Source organism: Micromonospora humidisoli, from assembly GCF_016900955.1.
GTDB lineage: Bacteria > Actinomycetota > Actinomycetes > Mycobacteriales > Micromonosporaceae > Micromonospora > Micromonospora wenchangensis.
In genome coordinates this window covers 150,812-176,105 of sequence record NZ_JAFEUO010000002.1, presented here as the reverse complement: position 1 = coordinate 176,105, position 25,294 = coordinate 150,812, and the positions used below count along the sequence as shown (strand labels likewise).

General features: G+C 73.6%; 27 protein-coding genes. 6 read left to right on the top strand and 21 right to left on the bottom strand.

Going from position 1 to position 25,294, the window contains the following annotated elements; all coding sequences use genetic code 11:
* Nucleotides 1–238 precede the first annotated feature (238 nt).
* Together JQN84_RS06160 and lysS are read right to left on the bottom strand one after the other, a co-directional pair.
* Nucleotides 239–583: a histone-like nucleoid-structuring protein Lsr2 gene (locus JQN84_RS06160; RefSeq protein ID WP_168222573.1), complete on the bottom strand. Its 345-nt coding sequence runs from the start codon at nt 581–583 to the stop codon at nt 239–241.
* A 113-nt stretch (nt 584–696) separates the two neighbouring features.
* Entirely contained in the window at nt 697–2,205 is a 1,509-nt protein-coding gene (gene lysS, locus JQN84_RS06155; RefSeq protein WP_204957473.1) for a lysine--tRNA ligase, read from the bottom strand.
* A gap of 92 nt (nt 2,206–2,297) precedes the next feature.
* Here lysS and JQN84_RS06150 point away from each other — a divergent pair, with 92 nt between their 5' ends.
* Nucleotides 2,298–3,038 (top strand): class I SAM-dependent methyltransferase, encoded by a 741-nt coding sequence (locus tag JQN84_RS06150; RefSeq protein WP_204957472.1) that lies wholly within the window; start codon nt 2,298–2,300, stop codon nt 3,036–3,038.
* Nucleotides 3,039–3,066: 28 nt separating this feature from the next.
* Here the strand turns inward: JQN84_RS06150 and JQN84_RS06145 are convergent, their stop codons facing one another.
* The 8 genes from JQN84_RS06145 to JQN84_RS06110 form a co-directional block, all read right to left on the bottom strand.
* Entirely contained in the window at nt 3,067–3,825 is a 759-nt protein-coding gene (locus JQN84_RS06145) for a type III pantothenate kinase (protein WP_088647577.1), read from the bottom strand.
* Between the two features lie 71 nt (nt 3,826–3,896).
* Complete coding sequence (nadC, locus tag JQN84_RS06140) at nt 3,897–4,793, bottom strand: carboxylating nicotinate-nucleotide diphosphorylase (RefSeq protein ID WP_204957471.1); 897 nt, start codon at nt 4,791–4,793, stop codon at nt 3,897–3,899.
* A 56-nt stretch (nt 4,794–4,849) separates the two neighbouring features.
* Entirely contained in the window at nt 4,850–6,547 is a 1,698-nt protein-coding gene (locus tag JQN84_RS06135) for an L-aspartate oxidase (protein ID WP_204957470.1), read from the bottom strand.
* Nucleotides 6,548–6,621: 74 nt separating this feature from the next.
* Complete coding sequence (locus JQN84_RS06130) at nt 6,622–7,527, bottom strand: septum formation family protein (RefSeq protein WP_204957469.1); 906 nt, start codon at nt 7,525–7,527, stop codon at nt 6,622–6,624.
* A gap of 100 nt (nt 7,528–7,627) precedes the next feature.
* Entirely contained in the window at nt 7,628–8,053 is a 426-nt protein-coding gene (panD, locus tag JQN84_RS06125) for an aspartate 1-decarboxylase (protein ID WP_204957468.1), read from the bottom strand.
* 31 nt (nt 8,054–8,084) lie between these two features.
* Nucleotides 8,085–8,930 carry a pantoate--beta-alanine ligase gene (gene panC / locus JQN84_RS06120; protein ID WP_204957467.1) on the bottom strand — a complete coding sequence of 282 codons (846 nt, stop codon included), beginning with the start codon at nt 8,928–8,930 and terminating at the stop codon, nt 8,085–8,087.
* A 41-nt stretch (nt 8,931–8,971) separates the two neighbouring features.
* Nucleotides 8,972–9,946: a Rossmann-like and DUF2520 domain-containing protein gene (locus JQN84_RS06115; RefSeq protein ID WP_204957466.1), complete on the bottom strand. Its 975-nt coding sequence runs from the start codon at nt 9,944–9,946 to the stop codon at nt 8,972–8,974.
* Between the two features lie 144 nt (nt 9,947–10,090).
* On the bottom strand, nt 10,091–11,371 hold the full coding sequence (locus JQN84_RS06110) for a phytase (RefSeq protein ID WP_204957465.1): 1,281 nt from the start codon (nt 11,369–11,371) through the stop codon (nt 10,091–10,093).
* Nucleotides 11,372–11,417: 46 nt separating this feature from the next.
* Here JQN84_RS06110 and JQN84_RS06105 point away from each other — a divergent pair, with 46 nt between their 5' ends.
* Both JQN84_RS06105 and JQN84_RS06100 read left to right on the top strand, forming a co-directional pair.
* A complete protein-coding gene (locus JQN84_RS06105; RefSeq protein ID WP_204958147.1) occupies nt 11,418–12,569 on the top strand; it encodes an SAM-dependent methyltransferase in 1,152 nt (383 codons plus the stop codon).
* On the top strand, nt 12,566–13,735 hold the full coding sequence (locus JQN84_RS06100; protein ID WP_204957464.1) for an NADH-quinone oxidoreductase subunit D: 1,170 nt from the start codon (nt 12,566–12,568) through the stop codon (nt 13,733–13,735). Before JQN84_RS06105 ends, JQN84_RS06100 begins: the two co-directional genes overlap by 4 nt.
* A gap of 39 nt (nt 13,736–13,774) precedes the next feature.
* Here JQN84_RS06100 and JQN84_RS06095 read toward each other — a convergent pair whose 3' ends face one another.
* From JQN84_RS06095 to JQN84_RS06080, 4 genes are all read right to left on the bottom strand, one after another.
* Nucleotides 13,775–15,526 carry a hypothetical protein gene (locus JQN84_RS06095; protein ID WP_204957463.1) on the bottom strand — a complete coding sequence of 584 codons (1,752 nt, stop codon included), beginning with the start codon at nt 15,524–15,526 and terminating at the stop codon, nt 13,775–13,777.
* 194 nt (nt 15,527–15,720) lie between these two features.
* On the bottom strand, nt 15,721–16,725 hold the full coding sequence (locus tag JQN84_RS06090; RefSeq protein WP_204957462.1) for a glycine betaine ABC transporter substrate-binding protein: 1,005 nt from the start codon (nt 16,723–16,725) through the stop codon (nt 15,721–15,723).
* A 152-nt stretch (nt 16,726–16,877) separates the two neighbouring features.
* Entirely contained in the window at nt 16,878–17,600 is a 723-nt protein-coding gene (locus JQN84_RS06085; RefSeq protein ID WP_204957461.1) for an ABC transporter permease, read from the bottom strand.
* 81 nt (nt 17,601–17,681) lie between these two features.
* Complete coding sequence (locus tag JQN84_RS06080) at nt 17,682–18,368, bottom strand: ABC transporter permease (RefSeq protein ID WP_204957460.1); 687 nt, start codon at nt 18,366–18,368, stop codon at nt 17,682–17,684.
* A gap of 2 nt (nt 18,369–18,370) precedes the next feature.
* On the opposite strand from JQN84_RS06080, the gene JQN84_RS06075 reads away from it, so the two are divergent.
* Nucleotides 18,371–19,366, top strand: coding sequence for an ABC transporter ATP-binding protein (locus JQN84_RS06075; RefSeq protein WP_204957459.1), 996 nt, complete (start codon nt 18,371–18,373; stop codon nt 19,364–19,366).
* Between the two features lie 12 nt (nt 19,367–19,378).
* Here the strand turns inward: JQN84_RS06075 and JQN84_RS06070 are convergent, their stop codons facing one another.
* The 7 genes from JQN84_RS06070 to folP all read right to left on the bottom strand — a co-directional run bounded on the left by JQN84_RS06070 (nt 19,379) and on the right by folP (nt 23,961).
* Nucleotides 19,379–19,879, bottom strand: a complete 501-nt coding sequence (locus JQN84_RS06070; RefSeq protein WP_204957458.1) for a hypothetical protein — start codon at nt 19,877–19,879, stop codon at nt 19,379–19,381.
* A 65-nt stretch (nt 19,880–19,944) separates the two neighbouring features.
* Complete coding sequence (locus JQN84_RS06065; protein ID WP_088643875.1) at nt 19,945–20,250, bottom strand: hypothetical protein; 306 nt, start codon at nt 20,248–20,250, stop codon at nt 19,945–19,947.
* Nucleotides 20,251–20,337: 87 nt separating this feature from the next.
* A complete protein-coding gene (locus JQN84_RS06060) occupies nt 20,338–21,549 on the bottom strand; it encodes an ABC transporter permease (RefSeq protein ID WP_204957457.1) in 1,212 nt (403 codons plus the stop codon).
* A 100-nt stretch (nt 21,550–21,649) separates the two neighbouring features.
* Nucleotides 21,650–22,126: a DUF3180 domain-containing protein gene (locus tag JQN84_RS06055; RefSeq protein ID WP_372445921.1), complete on the bottom strand. Its 477-nt coding sequence runs from the start codon at nt 22,124–22,126 to the stop codon at nt 21,650–21,652.
* A 67-nt stretch (nt 22,127–22,193) separates the two neighbouring features.
* Complete coding sequence (gene folK, locus JQN84_RS06050; protein WP_204957455.1) at nt 22,194–22,721, bottom strand: 2-amino-4-hydroxy-6-hydroxymethyldihydropteridine diphosphokinase; 528 nt, start codon at nt 22,719–22,721, stop codon at nt 22,194–22,196.
* Nucleotides 22,718–23,077 carry a dihydroneopterin aldolase gene (gene folB / locus JQN84_RS06045; RefSeq protein ID WP_204957454.1) on the bottom strand — a complete coding sequence of 120 codons (360 nt, stop codon included), beginning with the start codon at nt 23,075–23,077 and terminating at the stop codon, nt 22,718–22,720. The genes folK and folB overlap by 4 nt, the downstream gene beginning before the upstream one ends.
* Complete coding sequence (gene folP, locus JQN84_RS06040; protein ID WP_204957453.1) at nt 23,074–23,961, bottom strand: dihydropteroate synthase; 888 nt, start codon at nt 23,959–23,961, stop codon at nt 23,074–23,076. The genes folB and folP overlap by 4 nt, the downstream gene beginning before the upstream one ends.
* Nucleotides 23,962–24,316: 355 nt before the next feature.
* Between folP and JQN84_RS06035 the strand changes: the two genes are divergently transcribed.
* On the top strand, nt 24,317–24,631 hold the full coding sequence (locus JQN84_RS06035; RefSeq protein WP_088643869.1) for a hypothetical protein: 315 nt from the start codon (nt 24,317–24,319) through the stop codon (nt 24,629–24,631).
* 13 nt (nt 24,632–24,644) lie between these two features.
* On the top strand, nt 24,645–25,007 hold the full coding sequence (locus JQN84_RS06030; protein ID WP_067302246.1) for a hypothetical protein: 363 nt from the start codon (nt 24,645–24,647) through the stop codon (nt 25,005–25,007).
* Nucleotides 25,008–25,294 lie beyond the last annotated feature (287 nt).

The following is a 25,294-nucleotide window of genomic DNA, read 5'->3' as shown; positions in this document are numbered from 1 at the left end:
GTGCACGACGCCCTCCCGGGGGCCCGTGGGTCATCCACAGGCTGTGGACGAAGTCTCCACCGTCTGTGGACAACGCCCCCGGAGCCGGAAAACTTCCCTTCCGGGCCGGGTACCGCCGCCGGGCGCAAGGAGGAGCACCCGCGACGCCCGGAGGCACCGCGGACCGCCCGGACCGGCCCCAGACGGCGACGCCGGCCCGGAGGGGTGCTCCGGCCCGGCGTCGGTTCGCCACTGACGCTCAGCGGGTCGCGTGGTACTCGTCGACGATCTCCTGCGGGATGCGACCCCGGTCGGAGATGTCCTTGCCGTTCTTCTTGGCCCAGGACCGGATCGCCTTGTTCTGCTCGCGGTCGGCGGTCGCCCCGCCCCGGCCCCGGGCAGCCCGGCCACCCACGACCACACCGCCGCGACCGACCCGGGTACCGGCGGCCACGTACGGCGCGAAAACATCCCGCAATTTGTCGGCGTTGGAGTTCGACAGGTCGATCTCGTACTGAACACCGTCGAGGGCGAACTTGACGGTCTCGTCCGCGTCCCCGCCGTCCAGGTCATCGACCAGCTTGTGAATGATCTGCTTGGCCACGTCCCACATTCCTTTCGAGCAGGGTGCTCCTGCAATAGGAGCACGATAACCCGCCCGATGCTTGCCACGTCAATAGGTCGCTGTAACGACCCGGCAAAGGTCCCACCGGGGAGCTACTCGGCACGGACCAACGGGAAGAGGATGGTTTCCCGAATTCCCAGGCCGGTCAGCGCCATCAAGAGCCGGTCGATTCCCATTCCCATACCCCCGGCGGGCGGCATTCCGTACTCCATGGCCCGGAGAAAGTCCTCGTCCAGCCGCATGGCCTCGTCGTCGCCCCGGGCGGCCAGCTGCGCCTGCGTGACCAGGCGTTCCCGCTGCACCACCGGGTCGACCAGCTCCGAATACGCGGTGCCCAACTCGAAGCCGAGCACGTAGAGGTCCCACTTCTCGGCCAGCCCCGGCTCGCTGCGGTGGGCCCGGGTCAGCGGGCTGGTCTCCTCGGGGTAGTCCCGCACGAAGGTCGGCGCCTGGAGGCCCGGCACCACCAGTTCCTCGAACAGCTCCTCGGCCAGCTTGCCCGGACCCCACTTCGGGTCGACCGCGAGCCCCACCTTGTCGGCGTACTCCACCAGGCGGGCCCGGTCGGTGCGGACCGTGACCTCCTCGCCGAGCGCCTCGGAAAGCACCCCGAAGAGGGTCACCGAGCGCCACTGCCCGCCCAGGTCGAACTCGCGCCCGTCGGCGTGGGTCACCGTCGTGGAGCCGCTGACCGCCACCGCCGCCTGCTGCACGAGATTACGGGTCAACTCGGCCATCGTGTCGTAGTCGCCGTACGCCTGGTAGGTCTCCAGCATCGCGAACTCCGGCGAGTGCGACGAGTCGACTCCCTCATTGCGGAAGTTGCGGTTGATCTCGAACACCCGGTCGACCCCGCCGACCACGGCGCGCTTGAGAAACAGTTCCGGCGCGATTCGCAGATACAGATCAGTACCGAGTGCATTGCTGTGGGTCACGAATGGGCGGGCCGCCGCGCCGCCGTGCAGCAACTGGAGCATCGGCGTCTCGACCTCGATGAATCCCTGACCGTGCAACGAGTCACGCAGGCTGCGCACCGCCGCGGCCCGGGTCCGGACCATCTGGCGGGCCTGCGGGCGGACGATCAGGTCCACGTAACGCTGGCGGACCCGGGCCTCCTCGCTCAGCGGCTTGTGCGCCACCGGCAGCGGACGCAACGCCTTGGCGGTCACCGCCCACTCGTCGGCGAGCACCGACAGCTCACCGCGCCGGCTGGTGATCACCTCGCCGGTGACCCCGACGTGGTCACCCAGGTCGACCAGGCGCTTCCAGTCCTCCAGCCGCTCCGCGCCGACCCGGTCCAGGGAGAGCATCGCCTGCAACTCGGTGCCGTCACCGTCGCGCAGGGTCGCGAAACAGAGCTTGCCGGTGTTCCGTACGAAGATCACCCGGCCGGTGACCGAGGCCCGGTCCCCGGTCGCGGTGTCGGTGGGCAGTTCGGCGTACCGCTCGCGCACCTCGGCCAGGGTGCTGGTCCGGGGAAAACCGACGGGGTACGGCTCGACGCCCTCGGCGAGCATCCGGTCCCGCTTCTCCCGGCGGACCTTCATCTGCTCGGGAAGGTCGTCGGCGGGGTCCACTGGCACGGCGTTCTGCTCGGTCACGGCACGCTTCCTCGGCTAAGGGAGTTTCGGCGGGGTCAGCCCATGAGCGTACTCAAGCCCCCGGGCGGCCGTTACGGGATAACCTGCCCGCCATGGTCGACCACACCCGCGCACGCTCCTTCGGCACGATCGCCGCCGACTACGACCGGTTCCGACCCGGCTATCCGGCCGAGGCGCTGCGCTGGGCGCTGGCCGGCACGGGCGACGACGCGCACGTGGTCGACCTGGGTGCCGGCACCGGCCTGCTCACCCGTGACCTGCGGGCCCTCGGCCACCGGGTCACTCCGGTCGAACCCGACCCGGCGATGCGGGCCCGGCTCGACACGGCCGTCCCGGGGACCACCGCCCTCGCCGGCTGCGCCGAGGCGGTCCCGCTGCCCGACGCGAGTGCGGACGCGGTGCTGGTCGGGCAGGCGTACCACTGGTTCGACCGGGAACGCGCGCACGTCGAGATCGCCCGGGTCCTCCAGCCGGACGGCATCTTCGCCCCGATCTGGAACATCCGGGACGAAACGGTCGGCTGGGTGGCCGAGCTGGGGCGGATCGCCCAGATGGGCGAGAGCATCAGCGACCTGACCGTGAAGGTGACCACCTTCGGTGCGGCCTTCGGCCCGGTCGAGCTGGGCCGGTTCACCCACCGCACGACAGTCACCTCCGACGAGGTCCTCGGGCTGATGCGTACCCGCTCGCACTGGTTGGTCGCCGCCCCGCAGCAGCGGCAACGGATGGACCGGGAAGTGCGCGAGCTGTTCGCCACCCACCCCGACCTGGCCGGCCGGGCGACCGTCGAGCTGCCGTACCAGACGCTGGTCTTCCGGGCCCGGCGGCGCTGAACCGCCACCACCGGCCCGGCCGCCGTGATCAGGTGTTGCGTTCGTAGACCATGCGCAGGCCGATCAGGGTGATCATCGGCTCGTGGTGGGTGATGGTCCGGCACTCGCCGATCACCACCGAGGCCAGCCCACCGGTGGCGATCACCGCCCGGACCTCGCCGAGTTCCTCGGTCATCCGCTCGACGATCCGGTCGACCTGCCCGGCGAAGCCGAAGTAGAGGCCGGACTGGAGGCACTCCACGGTGTTCTTGCCGATCACCGAGCGGGGCTTGTTCGCCTCCACCTTGCGCAGCTGGGCGGCGCGGGCGGCGAGCGCGTCGAAGGAGATCTCGATGCCGGGGGCGAACGCCCCGCCGAGGAACTCCCCCCGGCCGCTGATCACGTCGAAGTTGGTGGTGGTGCCGAAGTCCACCACGATCGAGGGGCCACCGTAGAGGGTGTACGCGGCCAGCGTGTTGACCACCCGGTCCGCGCCGACCTCCTTCGGGTTGTCGATGGCCAGCTGCACGCCGGTGCGTACCCCGGGCTCGACGACCACGCTCGGCAGGTCGGCGTAGTAGCGGGCCAGCATGGTCCGCAGCGAGCGCAGCGCCGCCGGCACCGTCGAGCAGGCGGCCACCCCGGTGATCTCGACGGCGTCACCGGCCAGCAGCCCCCGGAACATCAGCCCCAGCTCGTCCGCCGTCGAACGGGCGTCGGTCTTGATCCGCCACGAGTGCACCAGGCGGTCGCCGTCGAACGTCGCCAGCACGGTGTTGGTGTTTCCGATGTCGATGCAGAGCAGCACGCACGCAGCCTAGACGCCGGCCGGGCCGCCGGACGCGAGGAGTGGGCCGGCGTCCGGCGACCTGTGCCGGTTCACCGCTCGCGCAGGTCCAGGGCGATGTCCAGGATCGGCGACGAGTGCGTCAGCGCGCCCACCGAGAGGTAGTCCACCCCGGTCGCCCCGTACTCGGCTGCCACCTCCAGGGTCAGCCCACCGGTCGCCTCCAGTTCGGCCCGGTCGCCGACCGCCGCTACCACCTCGCGCAGGGTCGCCGGGGACATGTTGTCCAGCAGCAGGAAGTCGGCACCGGCCTCGACCGCCTCCACCGCCTCGGCCGGGGTGTCCACCTCCACCTGCACCGGCACCTCGGGGAAAGTCTGCCGGACCCGCCGGTAGGCCGCCCCGACACCACCGGCGGCCAGCTTGTGGTTGTCCTTGATCATGGCGACGTCGTACAGGCCCATCCGCTTGTTGGTGCCGCCGCCGACGCGGACCGCGTACTTCTCCAGCATCCGCAGGCCGGGTGTGGTCTTGCGGGTGTCCAGCACGGTCGCCTTGGTGCCGGCCAGGGCGTCCGCCCAGGCCCGGGTGTGGGTGGCCACCCCGGACATCCGGGAGAGCAGGTTCAGCGCGGTGCGCTCGGCGGTGAGCAGCAGCCGGGTCGGGCCGGTCACCGTCGCCAGCACGTCACCCCGGGCCACCCGCGCGCCGTCGTGGGCCACCACGACCACCTCGACGGTACGCTCCGCAGCCGTCACCTCCCCGACCAGCTCGAACACCGCGGCGGCCACCGCCAGCCCGGCCACCACCCCGTCCTCCCGGGCCACCAGGTCGGCGGTGTCGGTCTGCCCGGCCGCGATGGTGGCGACGCTGGTGACGTCGCGGAAGTCCGCCCCCAGGTCCTCGGTGAGCGCGTCGACGATCACCCGCCGCACCCGTTCCGGGTCCAGCCCACCGCTCGTCAACGCCTGCCGCGTCGGTTCGCGCAATGTACTTCCTTCCGTTCGCCACTACGGGGCTCGCAAACCCGGCCCGCTCCGGGTGGTCAGGGCACGGCCTCCCAGCGTTCGGTCAACTCGCCCCGGGTGCCGACCGCCGCGACCAGGTGACCGCGCCATCCCTCGTCGGCCGTCGGGAAGTCCTCCCGCCAGTGGCAGCCCCGGGTCTCCTGCCGGGCGTACGCGGCGGCGACCAGGGTCGCCGCCACGGTGACCAGGTTCGTCGCCTCCCAACCGGCGGTGCCCGCCCGGCCGGCGTCCCCGGCCAGCCCGGTCAGGGTGGCGGCGGTCCCGGCGAGGCTGGCCGCCGACCGCAGCACCCCGGCACCCCGGGTCATCGACCGTTGCAGCGCCGGCACGCCATCGGCGGACAGCACCCCACCCCCGCCGCCCACCCACGCGCCGGTCGACGCCGGCTGCGCCTGCTCGGGCAGCCCGGTGGCGATGTCCTCGGCGATCCGACGGGAGAAGACCAGCCCCTCCAGCAGCGAGTTGCTGGCCAGCCGGTTCGCACCGTGCACACCCGTGCAGGCGACCTCGCCGCAGGCGTACAGGCCGGGGATGGAGGTCCGGCCGCGCAGGTCGGTGCGGACCCCGCCGGAGGCGTAGTGGGCGGCCGGGGCGACCGGGATCAGGTCCGTCGCCGGGTCGACCCCGATGGCCAGGCAGGACGCGACGATGGTCGGGAACCGCCCGGCGAGGAAGTCGCCGCCGAGGTGCCGGGCGTCGAGAAACACGTGATCCGCGCCGGTGGCCAGCAGCACCCGGTGGATGCCCTTGGCCACCACGTCGCGGGGGGCCAGCTCGGCCAGTTCGTGCTGGCCGAGCATGAACCGCTTGCCGTCGGCGTCGACCAGGTGCGCACCCTCGCCCCGCAGCGCCTCGGAGACCAGCGGCTGCTGGGCCAGGCCGGCCCCGGGCACCCGGGCCGGCTCGGGCACGATCAGCGCGGTCGGGTGGAACTGCACGAACTCGACGTCGGTGACGGCCGCGCCGGCCCGCAGCGCCAGCGCCACCCCGTCGCCGGTGGAGACCGCCGGGTTGGTGGTGGCCGAGAAGACCTGCCCCATGCCGCCGGTGGCCAACACCACCGCGCGGGCCAGCAGGGCGCCGACGCCGTCCTCACTGCCCTCGCCGAGCACGTGCAGGGTGATCCCGCAGGCGGGGCCGGGGGAGTCCGGGCCGTCGCCGGGGGCGCGCAGCAGATCCAGCACCAGGGCGTGCTCGACCAGCCTGATCCACGGGTCGCGGCGGACCGCCGCGTGCAGGGCCCGCTGCACCTCCGCCCCGGTCGCGTCACCACCGGCGTGGACGATCCGGTCGGCCCGGTGCCCGCCCTCCCGGGTGAGCATCAGCGAACCGTCCGGGTTGCGGTCGAACTCCGCGCCGATGCGCATCAGCTCCCGCAGCCGCAGCGGCCCCTCCTCCACCAGCACCCGGACCGCCGCCGGGTCGCAGAGTCCGACCCCGGCGATCTCGGTGTCCCGGGCGTGCGCGGCGGGCGAGTCCGCCGGGTCGAGCACGGCGGCGATCCCGCCCTGCGCCCAGCGGGTCGAACCGTCGTCGATGTTGACCTTGGTGACCACGGTGACGTGCAGGCCCGCCTCGCGCAGGTGCAGCGCGGCGGTGAGCCCGGCCACCCCGGAGCCGACCACGATCACGTCGGTGGTCTCCACCCAGCCGGGCGCGGGAGCAGCCAGCAGGCTGGGCAGGGCCGGCAGGTCGACGGTCGGACGAAGTTCCATGACCACAGTCAACCCGAACGATCCTCGCGACGGGGGGCGGGGGGCGGGACGAGTGGTTTCGGCTACCCCGTCCGCTACTTCGTCCGCACCGGCAGGGCGGCCGGACCGCCGCCCTTCAGTGAGGCCGTCACCGTCCGGTCGCTCAACCACAGATAGCAGCGGACCCCCCGGTCACCGACCCGCCACCGGCCAGGACCGGGCGGACGCACCACCACCCCGCTACGGAAGGGCAGGCTGGTGTCGTTCGGCACCCCCACGTACCGGGCCAGCGTGCCGCGGCAGCCGGCGTACATCGGCAGCCAGTCGACGTCCTTGGTCGGATACGGCCGGTCGGGGGCCTTCCAGACGCCCACGAACTCCGCCTCGTGCACGGCCGCGCACTCCACTGGGACCAGCACCTGCACCCCGGCACCCCGACCACCGCTCTTGGCCCGCTGGCAGCCCAGCCGCAGCGGGGAGGGGCCCTTCAACGCGTCCCGCAGGCTGCCCGTCCTTGTGACCACGGTGGCCGCCGCCTCGACGGTGTTCAGCTCGCTCAGGTCGCACCGGAACCAGCGGGCCCCGGCCGCCCAACCCGGCGCGGTCGGCACCGCCACCGCCAGCCGCAGCCGGCCGGCCCGCCAGTCGTCGCCCACGTAGCCGGCAGCCCGGGTGTCGCACTCGGCGAACGCGCCCCGCAGCTCCGTCGAGCCGGTGGCCGGCGCGGTGGCCCGCGAACCCGGCAACACGCCCACGTGCACCGTCTCCACCCGGTGCGGTACCGCGCAGTCCACCGGCGCGTACGCCGCCAGGGAGACCGTGTCGGTGAAGTCGGCGACCTGGCACACGCCTGCCGCGGGGGTGAACGGCCCGGCCGGCGGCAGGGCCGCCCAGTCGTCGGTGAGATCGCCGTCAAGGCCGCCCGGGGCGCCGCAGGCCGCCAGGACCGCTCCCGCCGCCACGGCGGCGATCACGAGCGTCACCGCTCGGCGGACCCTCATCGCACGGCGCAACGCGGCCTCCCCCAGCCGACGACCGTCAATCCGACGGTCAGCCCAGGGTAACCAAAAATGACCTTCCGGTAACAGACCGGAATTCCGGTCAGCCCACGACGGCGAGTGGACTCGGCACCGGGTCACCGGCCGTCCCGGGGGCCGCAGCCGCCGGATCGCCGCCCAGCTCAACCACCCTGTTGTCGGCGTCCACGTGGACCACCCGGGGGCGGTACGTCCGGGCCTCCGCGTCGTCCATCTGACCGTAGGAGATCAGGATCACCAGGTCCTGCGGGTGCACCAGGTGCGCCGCCGCGCCGTTGATGCCGATCACGCCGCTGCCCCGCTCACCGGGGATCACGTACGTCTCCAGCCGGGCCCCGTTGGTCACGTCCACGATCGCCACCTGCTCGCCCGGGAGCAGGTCGGCGGCGTCGAGCAGATCCTGGTCCACCGTCACCGAACCGACGTAGTGCAGGTCGGCCTGGGTCACCGTCGCCCGGTGGATCTTCGACTTGAGCATGGTGCGGAGCATCGTGGTGCCTCTCGACAGGTGGTGTGCGTGGTCAGGATCGGGGGGCGAGGTCGATGGCCAGGTTGTCGATCAGCCGGGTGCCGCCCACCCAGGCCGCGATCAGCAGCCGGGCCGGCCCGGTGACCGGCCCCGGCTCCAGATCCGGATCGGTGAGCACCAGGTAGTCCAACCGCACGCCCGCCGTCCCGCCCAGCGCCCGGTTCGCGGCCGACAGCACCTCACCGGCGTCGGCACCCCGCTCGGCGGCCTCCGCACCGGCGCGCAGCGCGGCGGACAGCCCCAACGCAGCCTGCCGCTCGTCCGCCGACAGGTAGCGGTTGCGGCTGGACAGGGCCAGCCCGTCCGGCTCCCGGACGGTGGGCACGCCGACCACCTCCACCGGCACGTCCAGGTCCCGGGCCATCCGGCGGACCAGGGTCAGCTGCTGGTAGTCCTTCTCCCCGAAGAAGGTGAGATCGGGCCGGGTGAGCTGGAGCAGCTTCAACACCACGGTCAGCACCCCGTGGAAGAAGCCGGGCCGGCTCTGCCCCTCCAGATCCTCACCGAGCTGCCCCGGGTTCACCCGGACCGCGGGCTGCCCGTCCGGGTACATGTCCGCCACGGACGGGGCGAAGACCAGGTCCGCGCCGGCCCGCCGGCACACCTCCAGGTCGGTGTCGAGGGTGCGCGGGTACCTGTCGAAGTCCTCGTTCGGGCCGAACTGCAACGGGTTCACGAAGATCGTCACCAGCACGTGGTCGGCCCGCTCCCGGGCGGCCCGGATCAGCGTCTCGTGCCCCGGGTGCAGCGCACCCATCGTCATCACCACGCCGACCGTGCCGGTCAGCCCGGCCCGCGCCTTCGCCAGCTCCGCCCGGGTGTGCACCAGCTCCGTCATTGCTCAGCCCTCCTTCGCCTGCCGGGCCCACGGCACCCGGTTCACGCCGCCACCTCGCGGTGGACGCCTGCCAGCACGTCGAGCAGGGACTCGGCGTCGACCGGGCGCAGCCGGCCCGCCGCGATCGCCCGGTCCGCGCTCCGTCGGGCCAACGCCAGGTAGGGGGCGACGGATTCCGGCGCGGTCTGCGCCAGCCGGAGCAGGTGCCGTCGTACGGTGCCCGCGTCGCCGCGCGACACCGGGCCGGTGAGCGCGTCGTCACCGAGCCGCAGGGCGTTCTCCAATGCCGCCCGCAGCAGCGGGGCCAGCACCTTCTCCGGCTGGGTCACCCCGGCGTCCCGCAGCCGGTCGGCCGCCTCGTTGACCAGGGTCACCAGATGGTTGGCGCCGTGTGCCAGCGCCGCATGGTAGAGCACCCGGTCGGTCTCCCCCACCCACTCCGGCACCCCGCCCAGGTCGGCGACGAGCCGGGCCGCCGCCGCCCGCAGCTCCGCCGGGACGGTCACCCCGAAGGAGATCCCGGCCAGCCGGGACAGGTCGTCAGGCGTACCGGTGAAGGTCATCGCGGGGTGCAGGGCCAGCGGCCGGGCACCCACGGCGGCGGCCGGGGCCAGCACGGCCAGCCCGTGCGCGCCGGAGGTGTGCGCGACCACCTGGCCGGGGTGCAGCGCCCCGGTGTCGGCCAGCCCGGCGACCACACCGGCCAGCGCGTCGTCGGGGACGGCGAGCAGCAGCAGGTCGGTGGCCTCCCGGGCGACCGAGGTGGCCGACCTGATCTCGGCGTCCGGCAGGAGCAGCGCGATCCGGGCCCGGGTCGCCCCGGAGACGCCGGAGGCGGCCACCACCCGGTGCCCGGCGGCGACCAGCGCCGCGCCGAGCACGGCCCCCACCCGGCCGGCACCGACCACACCGACGGTGAGCTGCGCGGGAAGGACGAACGGGACGCCGGGTCCGACGGGGCCCTGCGGTACGGCGACGCCGGGGGCAGCCGGACGCGGGCGCAGCGGTGCGCTCATGGCAACGATCCAGTCCTCGAAGGGGGTACCGGTCGAGGGCAAGTATGCGCCGGGGGCAGGGAACCCGAACAAGGATGTGTGAAAACGTTCACCGACCGCCGGCACCGGGCGCCCCGGTGGCGGCCGGGGGCCCGGTGTGGCAACTCACCGCCGTCCGGCCAGGAACCCGGCGTCGACGAACTTGACGTTGCTGTCCGGGCGTACCCCGTCGTCCCCGTCCGGCGTCGTCGGGGTGTTGCGGCCGTCCTGCACCACCAGCAGCCCGCCGGGGAAGCCCGGCAGCGGCGTGGCCGTCACCGCCGCCCCGTCGCACTCCTGCGCGCCGTCGAACCGGCCGTCGACCACCGCGAACCGCCCGGTCGGCCGGTTGCTGACCCGGTCGTAGGTGAAGAACGTGTCGTCGCCCTGGCTGGACACGACGAGGGTGCCCGCATACCGGCCGGTGCGCATGATCGTCAGGCCCTCCACGTCCTGGGCGATCCGCCCGCCGAAGCCCGGGTCGGCGGTGTGGTCGGTGACGCAGTCGTCGGCCGCCGGGTCGAAGACCGCCGGGACGCCGTACTCGCGGACCCGCTCCACCGACCGGGGTACGCCCACGAACCGGCCACCGACCAGTCGGGTCCGCCACAGGCCGACCTTCTCCTGCGCCAGGTACACCACGCCGGTGGCCGGATCCACCACCGTCCCCTCCACCTGCGGGCCGTCCCCCGGGTCGGTGCACGGCGACCAGGCGGAGCCGTCCGGCAGGGTGAACGTCGACGGCAGCACCAGCCGCCCCACCGGCCGGTAGCTGACCCGCCCGGCCTGCTCCACCAGCCGGAACACCCCCACCTCAGGGGTGCTGCGCCGGCTCACCACCGCGTACGCGGCCCCGTCCCGGTCGGTGAACGTGCCCAACCCGTACGCGGTGCGCTGGGTGTTCACCTCCGCCTGGTCCCGGCTGAACGCGAACGGCGGCTGCGGCGCGGTCACGTCGACCAGCCGCCGCGACACCGGGTCGATCCGGTAGAACCGGAGCTGGTCCCGCCCCCGGTCGGTGACCACCGCCAGGTCGACCGGCCGGCCCGCCAACCGGAAGCCGCTGACCAGGTCGACGTTGTTGAACCGGCCCGCCTCGTCGTCCGGACCGGGGGCCGGCGGGGTGGCCATCGCCTGCCGTTCCCGGGCCCTCAGGTCGTACACCCGCAGGCCGCCGTTCTTGGCGGTGACGATCACCAGGCTGCCGGCCCGGTCGGTCGGGTGCACCCAGATCGCCGGATCGTCGGCGTCGGCGTCGCCACCGGCGGCGTCGTCGAACAGGGCGGGGGTCTCGGCCACCGCCCGGACCGCACGCGGCACGTCGTGGCGGGCGGGCGCGGCGGCGGCACCGGTGGTCGTCACCAGCAGCGGTACGACCGCCAGCGCGGGGATCACGATTCGTCTCATGCCCGCAGACCGTAGGGTCGGCACGGTGACGGACCCTGAACACGGGATGAACGCGATTCGCTGGCGGGACGCCATGGCAGCCGCCCTCTACGGGCCGCACGGCTTCTTCGTCTCCGGTTCCGGCCCGGCCGACCACTTCCGGACCAGCGTGCACGCCTCCCCGGCGTTCGCGGCGGCGGTGTTCCGGCTCGTGTCCCGCCTCGACGCCGCCCTCGGCTTCCCCACCCCGTTCGACGTGGTGGACGTCGGTGCCGGCCGGGGTGAGTTGCTGCGCGCCCTGGCCGCCCTCGCCCACGGCTCGGCGGGGCCCGACGCGGCTACGACGCCGCTGTCTGACCGCCTGCGCCTCACGGCCGTGGAACTGGCCCCCCGCCCGACGGACCTGCCGCCCGCCATCGCCTGGACGACCGAGCCCCCGGGGGCAATCACCGGTCTGCTGACCGCCACCGAATGGCTGGACAACGTCCCCCTGGACGTGGCCGTCCCCACCGTCACCGGCTGGCGCTACCACCTGGTGGACCCGAGCACCGGCGAGGAAACCCCAGGCCCCCCACTGACCCCCGAGGACCTCACCTGGCTGACCACCTGGCACCCCACCCCACCCCAAACCCCCACCCCACCCCCCGCGACCGCCCCGGTGATCAAGAGGTTTGCGTCAGCTTCGGGCCCTTCCGTTGACGCAAACCTCTTGATCACCGGGCCCGGAGCGGGGGTGGAGGCGGAGCGGGCCTGGGTGGGGCGGGTGGAGGTGGGCAGCGGGCGGGATCTCGCCTGGGGTGGAGTGGTCGGGCGGGTGCGGCGGGGGGTGGCATTGGCCGTGGACTACGGGCACCTGCGCGAGCGGCGGCCGGTGGGCGGAACGTTGACCGGATACCGGAACGGACGGCAGGTCCCCCCGGTGCCGGACGGGTCGTGCGACATCACCGCGCACGTCGCCGTGGACTCCGTCGCCGCCGCCGGTGCACAGGTCGCCGGGTGTGCGTACACGTTGCTGTCGCAGCGGGAGGCGTTGCGGGCGCTCGGGGCCGACGGCGGCCGACCGGCGCTGAGCCTGGCCGGCACCGACCCGGCCGGCTACGTGCGGGCCCTCGCCGCCGCCTCGACGGTGGCCGAGCTGACCGACCCGGCCGGGCTCGGCGGGCACTGGTGGCTGCTCCAGCCGGTCGGCGTCGCCGTCGATGCGCTCATGGCACGATGACCGGCATGACCACGGACACCGGTGAACTGCGCGAGCTGACCGTCGGCACCGGGGCCGGCGGGGAACAGCTCGGCACCGACATGGTGCTCAACATCGGCCCGCAGCACCCCTCCACGCACGGCGTGCTGCGCCTCAAACTGGTGCTCGACGGGGAACGGGTGGTCGCCGCCGAACCCATCGTCGGATACATGCACCGGGGCGCGGAGAAACTGTTCGAGGTCCGCGACTACCGGCAGATCATCGTGCTGGCCAACCGGCACGACTGGCTGTCGGCGTTCTCCAACGAGCTGGGCGTGGTGCTCGCCGTCGAACGGCTGATGGGCATGGAGGTCCCCGAGCGGGCCACCTGGCTGCGGATGGCGCTGGCCGAGCTGAACCGGGTGCTCAACCACCTGATGTTCCTCGGCTCCTACCCGCTGGAGATCGGCGCGATCACCCCGGTCTTCTACGCGTTCCGGGAACGGGAGACCATCCAGGCGGTCATGGAGGAGGTCTCCGGCGGCCGGATCCACTACATGTTCAACCGGGTCGGCGGGCTCAAGGAGGAGGTCCCCGCCGGCTGGACCGGACGGGCCCGCGCCGCCATCGGCGAGGTCCGCCGCCGGATGCCCGACCTCGACAACCTGATCCGACGCAACGAGATCTTCCTGGCCCGCACCGTCGGGGTGGGGGTGCTGTCGGCCGCCGACGCCGCCGCGTTCGGGGCGTCCGGGCCGGTCGCCCGCGCCTCCGGGCTCGACCTCGACCTGCGCCGCGACGACCCCTACCTGGCGTACGACCAGCTCGACGTGCCGGTGGTCACCCGGACCGCCGGGGACTGCCACGCCCGCTTCGAGGTGCTCCTCGACCAGGTGTACGCCTCCCTCGACCTCGCCGAGCAGTGCCTGGACCGGGTCGACCGGCTCACCGGCCCGGTGAACACCCGACTGCCCAAGGTGGTCAAGGCCCCCGAGGGGCACACCTACGCCTGGACCGAGAACCCGCTCGGGATCAACGGCTACTACCTGGTGTCGCGGGGCGAGAAGACCCCGTGGCGGCTCAAGCTGCGCACCGCGTCGTACGCCAACGTGCAGGCGCTGGCCACCCTGCTTCCCGGCTGCCTGGTGCCCGACCTGATCGCCATTCTCGGCTCGATGTTCTTCGTGGTCGGCGACATCGACAAGTGAACCGCCACTGACCCTGCCGTCGGCGGTGCACCCCGGCGGTCAGCGCCAGTGGCCGCCCGCGCGGGGGACGTCGTCCTGCGGCGGGTAGCCGTACCGCTGCCCGCCCGCCCACTGCTGGTGCTCGCGCGGCTCGGGCTCGGGCTCGGGCTCGGGGTCGCGCCACGACACCACCGGCTCCCGGTCCCGCCACTGCTCGGCGCGCTGCCCCTCCCACCGCCGGTCGTCGGCGCGCGCCGGCCACTCACGAGCGGGCTGCGGCTCGGCGCGGGCCGGCCACTGCCCGTCCGGCCGGTCCGGTGCCGGTGGGGTCACGTGGTCAGGCCACTGTTCGGCCGGCCGGTGGCTGCGCGCCGGCTCCCGCCACTGCTGCGGCACCGGCACCCCGCCGGCCGGCAGCGCGGGACGGTCGGCCTGCTCCGGCCGAGCACCACCCCACCGGTCGCCGGTGGGTTCCGTCCCGTCCCGGTACGGCTCCTCCTGCCGCACCGAGGCCCACCGGTCCGAGTAGTGGTAGCCGCCGTCGGCGCGCGCCTCCGCACGGCGCTCCCCGACCCGTACCTCCCGGGCCCGTCCCTCGTCGCGCACGTCGGCCCAGCGGTCACCGGCCCGCGCCGCACGGGCCGGCGGATCGGCCCGGTCCTGCGCCCGGCGGTCACCGGCGCGCGACTCGGTACGGCCCTCTGCCCAGTCGGACCGGCCACCCGCCGACCAGGCACCCGCCTCCCCGCCAGCCGCCGACCACTCCGGCCGGACCGGCTCGGGCCGGTCGTCGCCCGGGGTCGACCACCCGGGGCCGGGAGCGGCCGGCGGCGACCAGCCGGTGCCGGCGGCGCTCGGCCAGGCCCGGTCGTCAGGGGATGCCTGACGGGTCGCCCGGGAACGGTCCTCCGGTCGGGCCGACCAGCCCCGGCCGGTCGGCTCGGCCGGCGTCGACCAGGAACGCTCCGGCTCCCCACCGGCCCAGGACGACTCGTCCCCGCCCGAGGCCCACCGGCCGGCGTACCCGCCGCCGTAGCCGCCGGCCGGGTCGGGGCCGTCGACGACGGTGTGCCGAGTGGTCACGTGCACGGTCTCGGTGTGCCGCACCACCCCGAGCGGACGGGACGTCGACTCGGCAGCGGGCACCCCGCCGCGCGGCTCCCGGGTGGCCGCCCCGTACACCCCGGCCTGCCCGGTCGGACGCTCCGGGGCGTAGCGGCGGCCGGTCGGTTCGGCGGCCTCCCGATCGGCCGGGACCCGCCCCCGACCCGCCGCGACCGGCGCGGAACTCTCCGGGTGTTCCCAGTCCGACAGGGGCTCCTCGACGGCGGCCCGTCGCCGGCCCACCGGGGCCTCCGGTGCCGGCTCGGCGGCCGGGACCCGGGCCCGGCCGGCACCGGCGACGGAATCCTCGGCGGGCGGGGCGGCGACGGCGGCAGCCAGCTCGGCCGCCGTGTCCAACCGGCGACGCAACGCGGTGACCTGCTCCTCGGCCCGCTGCGACTGGTCCAGCGCCTGGTTGCCGCGCTGGGCGGCGGCCACGATCTCGCTGCGCAGCTCGCGGCGGAGCTGCTCCAACTCGTCGAGCACCGTCTCGTCGGACGACCGGGCACCGCCGTCGGCACGCAACGCGATGGACAGGCCGATCAGCACCACGGCGGTGATGGCCAGCACCGCGGCGAAGCGCAGCGGGCCGTTGCCGTCGGCGAACAGCAGGATCAGCGCGGCGATCGGCGCGAACGCCACCCCGATCCAGAACAGTACGGTCAGTAGTTGCGGCCTGCGCTTCTCGGAGACGACCGGGGAGGGCATGGCTGTGCAGCCTACCGAGATGTAGGCGGAGTGGGAACGGTCCCAGGGCAGAATTGCCCCGATCTCAGCCGGTACGGTCGGCGCGACCGGATCACTGCGGACCGGCATCCCGCCTGGTCAGCGGGGCACGAACAGCCCGTTGCGGGGCAGGCCCGGTCGCGGTCGGGACCAGCCGACCGCGACCGGGATCACGCTCAGCTGGTGGCGAGCGCGCCGTCGGACGAGAAGACCAGTCCGACACTGGCGGTGCCGGTCTTCAGGGCATTCTTGGTCTGCGGGCCGCCGGCGTCCAGCGAGCTGAACGAACCGGCCTTGAAATCGTAGACCTCCACCAGACCGGCCTGGCACTTCGGCCGCTGCGGGCACTCCGGCGGGCCGGCCAGCACGGTGTCCTTGCCGGAGCACTTGGCCGCCAGGTCGGAGATGGTCTTCAGGGCGTACTTGTCGGCGAACGCCTTGGTGACGGCGAAGGCGTTCTGGTCCTGCGCCGAGGACGGGGTGCCGAACGTGATGCCCGCCTTGTCACCCTCGGACTTCAACGCGCTGACCGTCTTGTCCAGCTCCGGCGAGGAGACCGGGGTGGCGTCCTTGCCGTTGGCCTTGGTGTTGAGGAACTCGGCCATGGTCGCCGCGTACTCGGGGACGACCTGGATCTCGCCCTTCTCCAGGCTCGGCTCGTACAGCTCGCGGTTGCCGATCTGCTGCACCTTGACCTGGTAACCGGCTGCGGTCAGGGCGATGTTGTACAGCTCGGCCAGGGTCTGGCTCTCGGAGAAGTTGCCCGCGCCGACGACGATCTGCCCGCCCGGGCCCTTGGCGATGCCGGTGGTCAGCCCGTTGGCCGAGGCGAACTCCTCGGCCGCCGCCTTCGGCGTCTTGCGGTCCACGTCGACCGCCTTGTTGAGGGCGATCAGCTTCGGCGTGTCCAGCGCGGCGGAGACCTTGTCCAGCGCGGCGAGCAGCTGCGGGTTGGCCACCTTGGCGTTGACCGCCGGAATGATGTTGTCGGTGTTCTGGAGCTTCTTGTCGTCGTCGAGAACGACGAGCTGGTCACCGGCGACCGGGGCGCAGCCAGCACCGCTGGCGCCCTGCTCCGGGGCGTCGGTGCCGGACGAACCGGCGTCCCCACACCCGGTCAACAGACCCGCCAGGGTCAGGGCGCCCACCGCGCCCACCGCCAGCCGTGTCCGTACGCGCATCGTGCCCGCCTTCCGTGTCCCGGCGCGACCCGGAGTGGGCCGGCCGCGTATCCGACGGGCGACGGCCGCCGCCCGCGGGTTCAGCCAATATCCTTCCGGGCCGACCGACAAACCCTGAGCCAGTTTCGTCATGTGATCGTCACGGAACGGGATCAGTTCCCCGCCGTGGCGTCCGCCGCCCGTCGGTTCGCCGCCCGCCGGGTACGCCGCAGCGGTCGCGGGGTCACCGCCCGCTCGACCAGCGCCAGCACCCCCTCCGCCGCCAACGCCAACCCCGCCACCAGCACCCCGCCGGCGATGATCTGCCCGCCACCGGCCGCGATGTCCAGCCCGAAACCGGCCCGGATGATCTGGCCCAGCCCGCCGCCGTTGACGAACGAGGCCAACGCCGCCGTCGCCACCACCTGCACGGCGGCCGTCCGGAACCCGGCGGCCAGGTACGGCACCGCCAGCGGCAACTCCACCCGGCGCAACACCTGCCACCCGGACAACCCCATCCCGCGCGCCGCGTCCCGGGCCTCCGGGTCGGCCTGCCGCACCCCGGTGTACGCGTTCGCCAGCAGCGGCGGCACCGCGAACACGGCCAGCGCCACCACCACCGCCGGTCGCCCGAAGCCGAGGAAGGTCAGCGGCAGGATGGTGAGCAGCGCCAGGGTAGGGATGGACAGGGTCAGGTTGGAGATCAGCACGACCGCGCCGCCGCCGCGCCCGGAGTGCCCCAGCCAGAGGCCGACCGGCCAGGCCACCAGGCAGCCCAGCAGCACCGCCGCGGCGGACATGCTCAGGTGCTCCCCGATCCGGTCCAGCACCCCACCGGGGTTGGTCCAGTTGAGCGGGTCGTTGAGCCAGACCACCGCCTGCTGCACCGGGTTCACCGGGTCTGCCTTTCGCTCGTGACTGCGGGGCTCACCGGATCGGCCCCCTGGTCGTGACTGCGGGGCTCCACCGCGCCGCGCTCATCGGGGGCGGCTCCGCAGCCAGGGGGTGAGCAGGCGGCCCACGCCCGCCAGGATCAGGTCCAGCACCAGGGCGAGCAGGACGCAGAGCAGGGTGCCGGTCATGATCTGGGCCTTGTAGAAGTTGTTCTGGAAGCCGGCGAAGATCAGCTGCCCCAGGCCACCCCGGCCGATCACCACCCCGACGGTGACCAGCGCGACGGTGGAGACCGTGGCGAGGCGTACCCCGGTGAGGATGCCGGGCAGGGCCAGCGGCAGGTCGATCCGGAACAGCCGGGCCCACCGGCCGTACCCCATGCCCTCGGCGGCGTCACGCACCTCGGGGGGCACCTGGTTCAGCCCGGCCACCGCGTTGCGGACGATCACCAGCAGCGCGTACAGCACCACCACCGTCAGCACGGTCACCGCCCCGATGCCCAGGTAGGGGGCGATGAACGCGAACAGGGCCAGGGAGGGGATCGTGTAGAGCACGCCGGTCAGTGCGAGAATCGGCCCGGCGAGACGCCCGTACCAGTAGGCCACCACCGCCAGCGGCAGGGCGACCAGGGCGGCGAGCAGCACCGCCCGGCCGGTCAGCGAGGCGTGCTCGCGCAGCGCGGCGAGAATGGTGTCAGAGTTGTCCCGCACGTACTGCCAGGAGAACCACGGATTACCCGGCTCGGCCCGGTAACTCAGGTGGAAGGACACACGTGGACGTTACCCCCGGGGGCACCGGCGACGCAGGACACAGCGCCGCCTCGATCACGCTCGACGGCATCCGCAAGCGGTACCCGGACGGCACCGACGCCGTCCGTGAGCTGAGCCTGGAGGTGCCGGCCGGCGAGCTCGTGGTGCTGATCGGCCCGTCCGGCTGCGGCAAGTCGACGGTGCTGCGGATGGTGAACCGGCTGATCGAGCCGACCGGCGGCCGGATCCTGCTCGGCGACGAGGACATCACCCGGGTCGACCCGGTGAAACTGCGCCGACGGATCGGCTACGTCATCCAGAACGTCGGCCTGTTCCCGCACCAGACGGTCGCCACCAACGTCGGCACCGTACCCCGGCTGCTCGGCTGGTCGAAGGAGCGGATCCGGCAGCGCAGCGGCGAACTGCTGGAGCTGGTCGGGTTGGACCCGGCCCAGTTCGGACGCCGCTACCCGCACGAACTGTCCGGCGGTCAGCGGCAGCGGGTCGGGGTGGCCCGCGCGCTGGCCGCCGACCCGGTGGTGCTGCTGATGGACGAGCCGTTCTCCGCCGTCGACCCGATCGTGCGGACCCGGTTGCAGGAGGAGTTCCTCCGGCTCCAGGCCGAGGTCCGCAAGACCATCGTGCTGGTCACCCACGACCTCGACGAGGCCGTCCGGCTCGGCGACCGGATCGCGGTGCTCTCCGAGGGCGGCCGACTGGAGCAGTACGACACCCCGGCGGCGCTGCTCGGCACGCCCGCCTCGCCGTTCGTGCGGGAGTTCGTCGGCGCGGACCGGGGCATCCGTCGGCTCGCGGTCACCCCGGTCACCCGCGAGGTGCTCGACGGGGAGGCCACCGACGCCACCCTGCCGGAACTACCGCTGGGCCGCTCGGCGTACGACGCGCTGGCCGCGATGCTGACCGCCGGCACCGACGCGGTCGTGGTCACCGCCGACGGCCGGCCGGCCGGCACGCTCAGCCGGGCCCGGGTGCTCGACCTCGGGCGGCCCGGCAGCTAGCCACCCGGCGGGTCAGGCCCGGCCGCCCAGGCTGGCCAGCCCGATGATCCAGCCGGCAAAGAAGCCGTAGCCGGCCCCGGTGCCGGTGGTCTCGAAGGCCGCCAGCAGCGGGCCGTCCGCGGTGAGCAGCGCCGCCAGCAGGGTCGCTGCCGCCGCCGCCAGGGTGTACGCGGCCCAACCGGAGAAGAACTGGCTGGCCGACCCGGGCACCCGGGCCACCTGACCCGCCGGCAGCAGGTAGAGCAGGCCCGCGGCGAACAGCAGCAGCAGGATGGCCCGCAGGTCGGTGGCGAGCACCCCGTGCTCCGGATCGGTCGACCCGACCCGCCAGGCGGGCCAGGCGAGCAGCCGCAGGTACCAGCCCCCGGCGGAGTTCGGATCGGTGTGGGCCTCGGCCCAGCCGACGTACCAGGGGCTGCCACAGACGACGACGAGGATCAGCGCGGCGAGGCTGCCGGTGCCGGCGGCGGTGCCGTACCCCTGCACGGTGCGGGGGCGTTGGGTGAGGGCCATGCGGCGGGAAGTTCCCGACCCGCCACGGCCGGCAAACCTCTCCCGCCAGCCGGCGGGCCGGCCGCTCAGTGCTTCATCAGGTAGTCGATGAACGCCGCCCGCAGCAGTGGCGCCGACTCCTCGTAGCCGTGCCCGGTCAGCTCCCGCCACAGCGCCGCCGCCTCGTCGATGGTCGGCCCCACCGAGTTGGGTGCCCCGTCGAGCGCGGCGGCCTCGTCGGCGTTGGGCAGGTGCCGCAGCACCGACCAGAAGAACCCGACGTCCCGCCGTTCCCGGGCCCGCGCGAAGGCCCGCTCGCGCAGCTCCTCGGTGGAGAGGGCGTCGAGCTGGTCGAAGGTGTGGCCGGTGCCGGCGGAAGGAGTCTCGGTCATGCCCGCGAGCCTAACCGGCGAGGTCGTCGCCGGCCCGCCGTCCACGCCCGCCCACGGCAGCGGCCGGCGGCGTGTCGGTCGGCCGGGTCACCGCTCGTCGGCGTCCCAGCGGGGCGGGGCGCTCTGCCAGCGGGGTGCCTCCCAGGGGTCGGGCGGGGTGTCGTCGGTCGTCCGCTCCGGCAGGGCCGGGGTCCAGTTGCGCTCCTGCCCGCCCGGGGGCATCGACCAACCGGAGCTGATCGCCCCGTCCCGCACCGGCGGCAGCTCCACCGGTTCACCCGGGACGGTGCGGGGCCGACCGTACGTCTCGACCAGCCGGGTGACCAGCAGCCCACCGGCCAGTGCCGTCCCGCCGACTGCCCACCTGTCGGTCGGCGCACCGGCACCGTCCGCCCAGGCCAGGTAGGTCACCACCAGGCCGACCGCGAGGAGGGCGCCGAAGATCCCACCCCGCCTGCCGTACGCGCTGGTGCCGCCGAACATGGACACGCCGACCGCGAGCACCGTCCAGTCCAGTCCCGACGTCGGCGTCACCGGGCCCTCCGCGTTGGCGGCGACGAGCACCCCGGCGAGCATCGCCAGCACGGTGGAGGCGATCAGCCCGGCCGAGGTCACCAGAGCGGCGGCCATGCCGCGTCGGCGGGCCGGGTCGGCCACCGGCCGGAACCGGCCGACCAGCCGGCGTACGGTCCGGATCGCGCCGAACGCGCCGAGCAGCACGACCACCCCGGCCAACCCGGCGAACAGGTAGTAGGCGTTGCGCCGGGGATCGTAGTCGGCCTGCACCGCCACCGGCAGGTCCCGCCGTTCGATCCAGACGATCACCCCGGCGGCGGCGGCGAGGCTGGCCGCCCAGCCGGGCACGTGCAGCACCACCACCGCCCAGGCCAGGGCCAGCCCGCCCAGCGCGGCGACGACCAGGGCCGGGACGACCGCGGCGGACACCCCCCGGTCACCCTGCTCGGCGAAGTGCAACGCGGCGGCCAGCGCGACCGGGCCGATCGCCAGATTCACCGCGGCGGTCCGCAGGCTCAGCCCGGCGGCGAGGACGAGCAGGCCGAGCGCGACCGCGTCGACGAGCAGCCGCCGCAGGCCGGCACCGCGCAGCGCGTCCGGGTCGTCCCGCCACAGCAGGTAGGCCAACGCGGCGAGGGCGAGCAGCAGCACCAGCTCCCAGACCACGTGCACGCCGAGCCGGTCCCGGCCGGGTTCCCCCTGCTCCGGGTCGTCGAGGACGTTCTCGGGTACGGTCGCGGGCACCTCTGCCGACGCGGTCCGGCCCGGGTCGTCGTACACCATGCGGCGCGCCTCCCAGGTGACCGGCCGTCACCGGTGACGGCTGACTGTGTTCCGGTCGCCAGGCACCGTACCCGCGCGCCGGGGGCGGGCGTAACCCCTGTCAGCGCCGCCCGGGTCGGTCCGCCCGGTCGTCGGCGTCGTCGTCGGACTCGGGGACCCGGCAGGAGCGTTCGAGCCAGAGCGCGGCGGCGACCAGGGCCAGCGCGGCCAGGGCACCCGCCCCGGCCGCCGGCCGGTCCTCGATGGCGGCGTTGGTCGGCTCGACGAAGAGCCAGCCGGTCAGCCCGATGTAGAAGCCGAGGAAGATCGACCCGGCCAGCGCGGACGCCTTGGCCAGCACCACGAACCGGGCGACCAGCAGTGGATTGACCGGCTCCCGGCCGGGCTTGCGCTCGATCCGCCCCCGGGTGTTGACCGCCGCGTACGCCTCCAGCACGGCCAGCCCGGCCAGGGTGACCACCGGCAGCCAGGGCAGCCGGGGGATGCCGCTGTAGTAGAAGCTGCTGATCAGCAACCAGGCCACGGCGGCGGCGGCGAGCACGGCGACCAACAGGGTCGAGAACCGGGTGGGGCCCATCCTCGACCCGTCGGGCTCCCGGTCACGGGGCGGTCGGGACGACGTCATACCGGCCGGCTCCACTGGTTCATGTGTCCGACTCTAACGAAAGATCGGGGCGGGGGGTCAGTTCGAGGGCGTCCCCGGCGACCGGTTCGGCGTTGAGCAGGTCGGTGAGCCAGCCGTGCCCGGCCAGCCGCCCGTGCGGGTCGATGTCGATCCACGGGCGGAGCACGAAGGCGCGCTGGTGGGCGCGGGGGTGCGGCAGGGTCAGCGCGGGGTCGTCGCTGAGCACCGGCCGGCCGCCGTCGTCCCAGACGGCGACGACGTCCACGTCGAGGGTGCGCGGCCCGTACCGGCGGGCCGGGTCGCGGACCCGGCCGGCGGCGGTCTCGGCGGCGTGCGCCCGCGCCAGCCAGTCGTCGGGGGTCGCCGCCGGGTCGGCGACCATGACCGCCGCGTTCAGGTACGCCGGCTGGTCGGCGTCGCCCCACGGGGGTGTCTCGTAGACGCCGGAGACCACCAGCACCGCGTCGCCGAGACCGGCGACCGCGGCCCGCAGGTGGTCGATCCGGTCGCCGAGGTTGCTGCCGATCGACAGCACCGCCCGGGTCACCGGGTACGCCGCATCGTCACGGCCACGTCGGTGAACGTGTGCGGGATCGGGGCCTCGGGCTTGTGGACGGTGACGGTGGCGGCGGTGACCAGCGGCTCGGCCAGGCAGACCGCGAGCAGCCGGTCGGCCAGCGTCTCGATCAGGTTGACCGGCTCACCGGTGACCACCGCGACCAGCCGCTGCGCCAGCTCGCCGTAGTGCACGGTGTCGGTCACCTCGTCGGAGCGGGCGGCCGGGGCGAGGTCGAGTTCGAGTTCGGCGTCGACCACGAAGTCCTGGCCTTGGGCGCGTTCGAAGTCGTAGACGCCGTGCCGGCCCCGGGCCCGCAGTCCGGTCAGGACGATCCGGTCGGTCACGTTCCTCCCTCCGTCCGGCCGGTGGGGGCCGGGTCGTTGCCGGTGGTGGCGAGCCGGGGGCGGCCGGTGGCCGACCAGACGGCGAGCGCGTCGGTGGTGCCCCGGACGTCGTGCACGCGTACCCCCCAGGCACCGGCGGCGACGGCGAGCACGCTGGTGGCGATGGTGGCGGCGGCCCGGCCGTCGGTGTCCCGGGGGGTGCCGTCGGGGGTGGCGAGCAGGTGGCCCAGGTAGGACTTGCGGCTGGCTCCGAAGAGCAGCGGCAGCCCGAGGTCGAGCAGTTCGGGCAGGCGGGCGCTGAGTTCCCAGTTGTGCGCGGCGGTCTTGGCGAAGCCGAGCCCGGGGTCGATCACCAGCCGGTCGGCGGCCACCCCGGCGGCCAGCGCGTCGTCGACCCGTTGGGCCAGTTCGGCCCGGACGTCGGTGACCACGTCGGTGTAGCTGGCCAGCTCGCGCATCCCCCGGGAGTGTCCCCGCCAGTGCATGAGCACCCAGGGGCAGCCGGCGTCGCGGACCACCCGGGCCATGTCGGGGTCGGCCAACCCGCCGGAGACGTCGTTGACCACGGCGGCCCCGGCGACGACGGCCGCCTCGGCGACCGGGGCGCGGGTGGTGTCGATGCTGACCGGCACCCCGGCGGCGGCGAGTTCGCGGATCACCGGCAGCACCCGGGACGCCTCGGTGCGGGGGTCGACCCGGTCGGCACCCGGGCGGGTGGACTCGCCTCCGACGTCGACCAGGTGCGCGCCCTCGCGGTGCAGTCGCACACCGTGTGCGACGGCGGCGTCGAGGTCGGCGTACCGGCCACCGTCGGAGAAGGAGTCGGGCGTGACGTTGAGGACGCCCATCACCACCGGGGCCTGCGCCCGTACCAGATCGGTCACGACTAGACGGTACCGGTCGCATCGGGCCGCTCCGGGCACCCCCACCGACCCCTCCACGGCCACCCTGACGTGCCTGTTGGAACAGGTGTACGATCGGTCTTCCGGGTCGAATCGGGTCGACTCTTCGCGGCTTGTCGCAAAGGAGGGCGGCCCGTACGCTGTGGAATTGCCCAGCATCAAGAGATGGTGAAGCCTGGAGGGAGGGCCGAAGCGGGAAAATCCCCCCAAATCTCGCCACTCTCCGTGGTGGGAGACCCGCGCCGCGTCATCGACGCCGTGCACAGTGAGCACATTCCCGCCAGGCTTGCCTACTGCACCACCGCGGCACCGCCGGCCGCGTTATGGGGAGGTTCCAGTGATCGCCTTCGAGCTGATGGAGACGACGTCTTCCGGCGTCGCACAGGTGCTGCACACCCTGGCGACGACGCCACTCGCCGAACCGGCCCCCAAGGGCATCGACACCAACGGTGTCGTCACCTTCTTCGCCAGCAAGATCGCGCCCATCCTGCTCGCCGTGCTCGGCGTCATCTTCATCGGCCGGGCCAGCCGGGGCGAGATCTCCAAGGTGCTGACCAGCTCGGCCATCGCGATCGTCGGGCTGGCCTTCATCGCCGGCGCGGCAACACTCTTCTTCATCGGTGACTACCTGATCGATCTGATCTTCGAATAGGCGCGGGCGAGACATGCGGCTGCGCACCGACGACGACATCTACCGGGCCCGCCTGGTCTACCTCGGGCCACCCGGCTACACCCTTCCGGTCCACCTGCCGTACGCCCAGTACGGACTGTTCATGCTGCTCGTACCCCTCTACATGTTCATCCACTGGCTGTTCACGTTGCAGGTCGAGCTCTTTCCCGCCTGGGAGATCGCGCTCGCCATCGTGAGCACCTCGTTCATCTTCCGGTACGTCGACCCGGACCGGCCGGCGCGGATGGTCATCCGCACCGCGCTCACCGACTGGCGACGCACCCGGGAACCGGCCGCCGAACTGCGGGACCCCCGCCTGGTCGGCAGCCGGATCAGGATCCGGGAGGAACTGGCATGACGGGGCGTACCCGAATCGGGCAGTCGGACCACACGGGTGAGGCGGTCGAATGAGTCGCTCTTCCACGCCGGGTTTCCCGGCCGGACGACACAGCGCCCCGCACGGTAACCGTGCGCGGTCGTTCGACTACCCCCAGGAGGAGCTGCGGGACGACGAGCCGTACGACCCTTCCCTGCTCACCGGCCCGGGTCAGAGCGGTGTAGGGGTGTTCCAGGCCCCCCGGCCCAGCCCCGGCCGGGGCACCCCTGAGGCCGAGCCGACGCCTGCCGCGCCGATGCTGGTGGGTG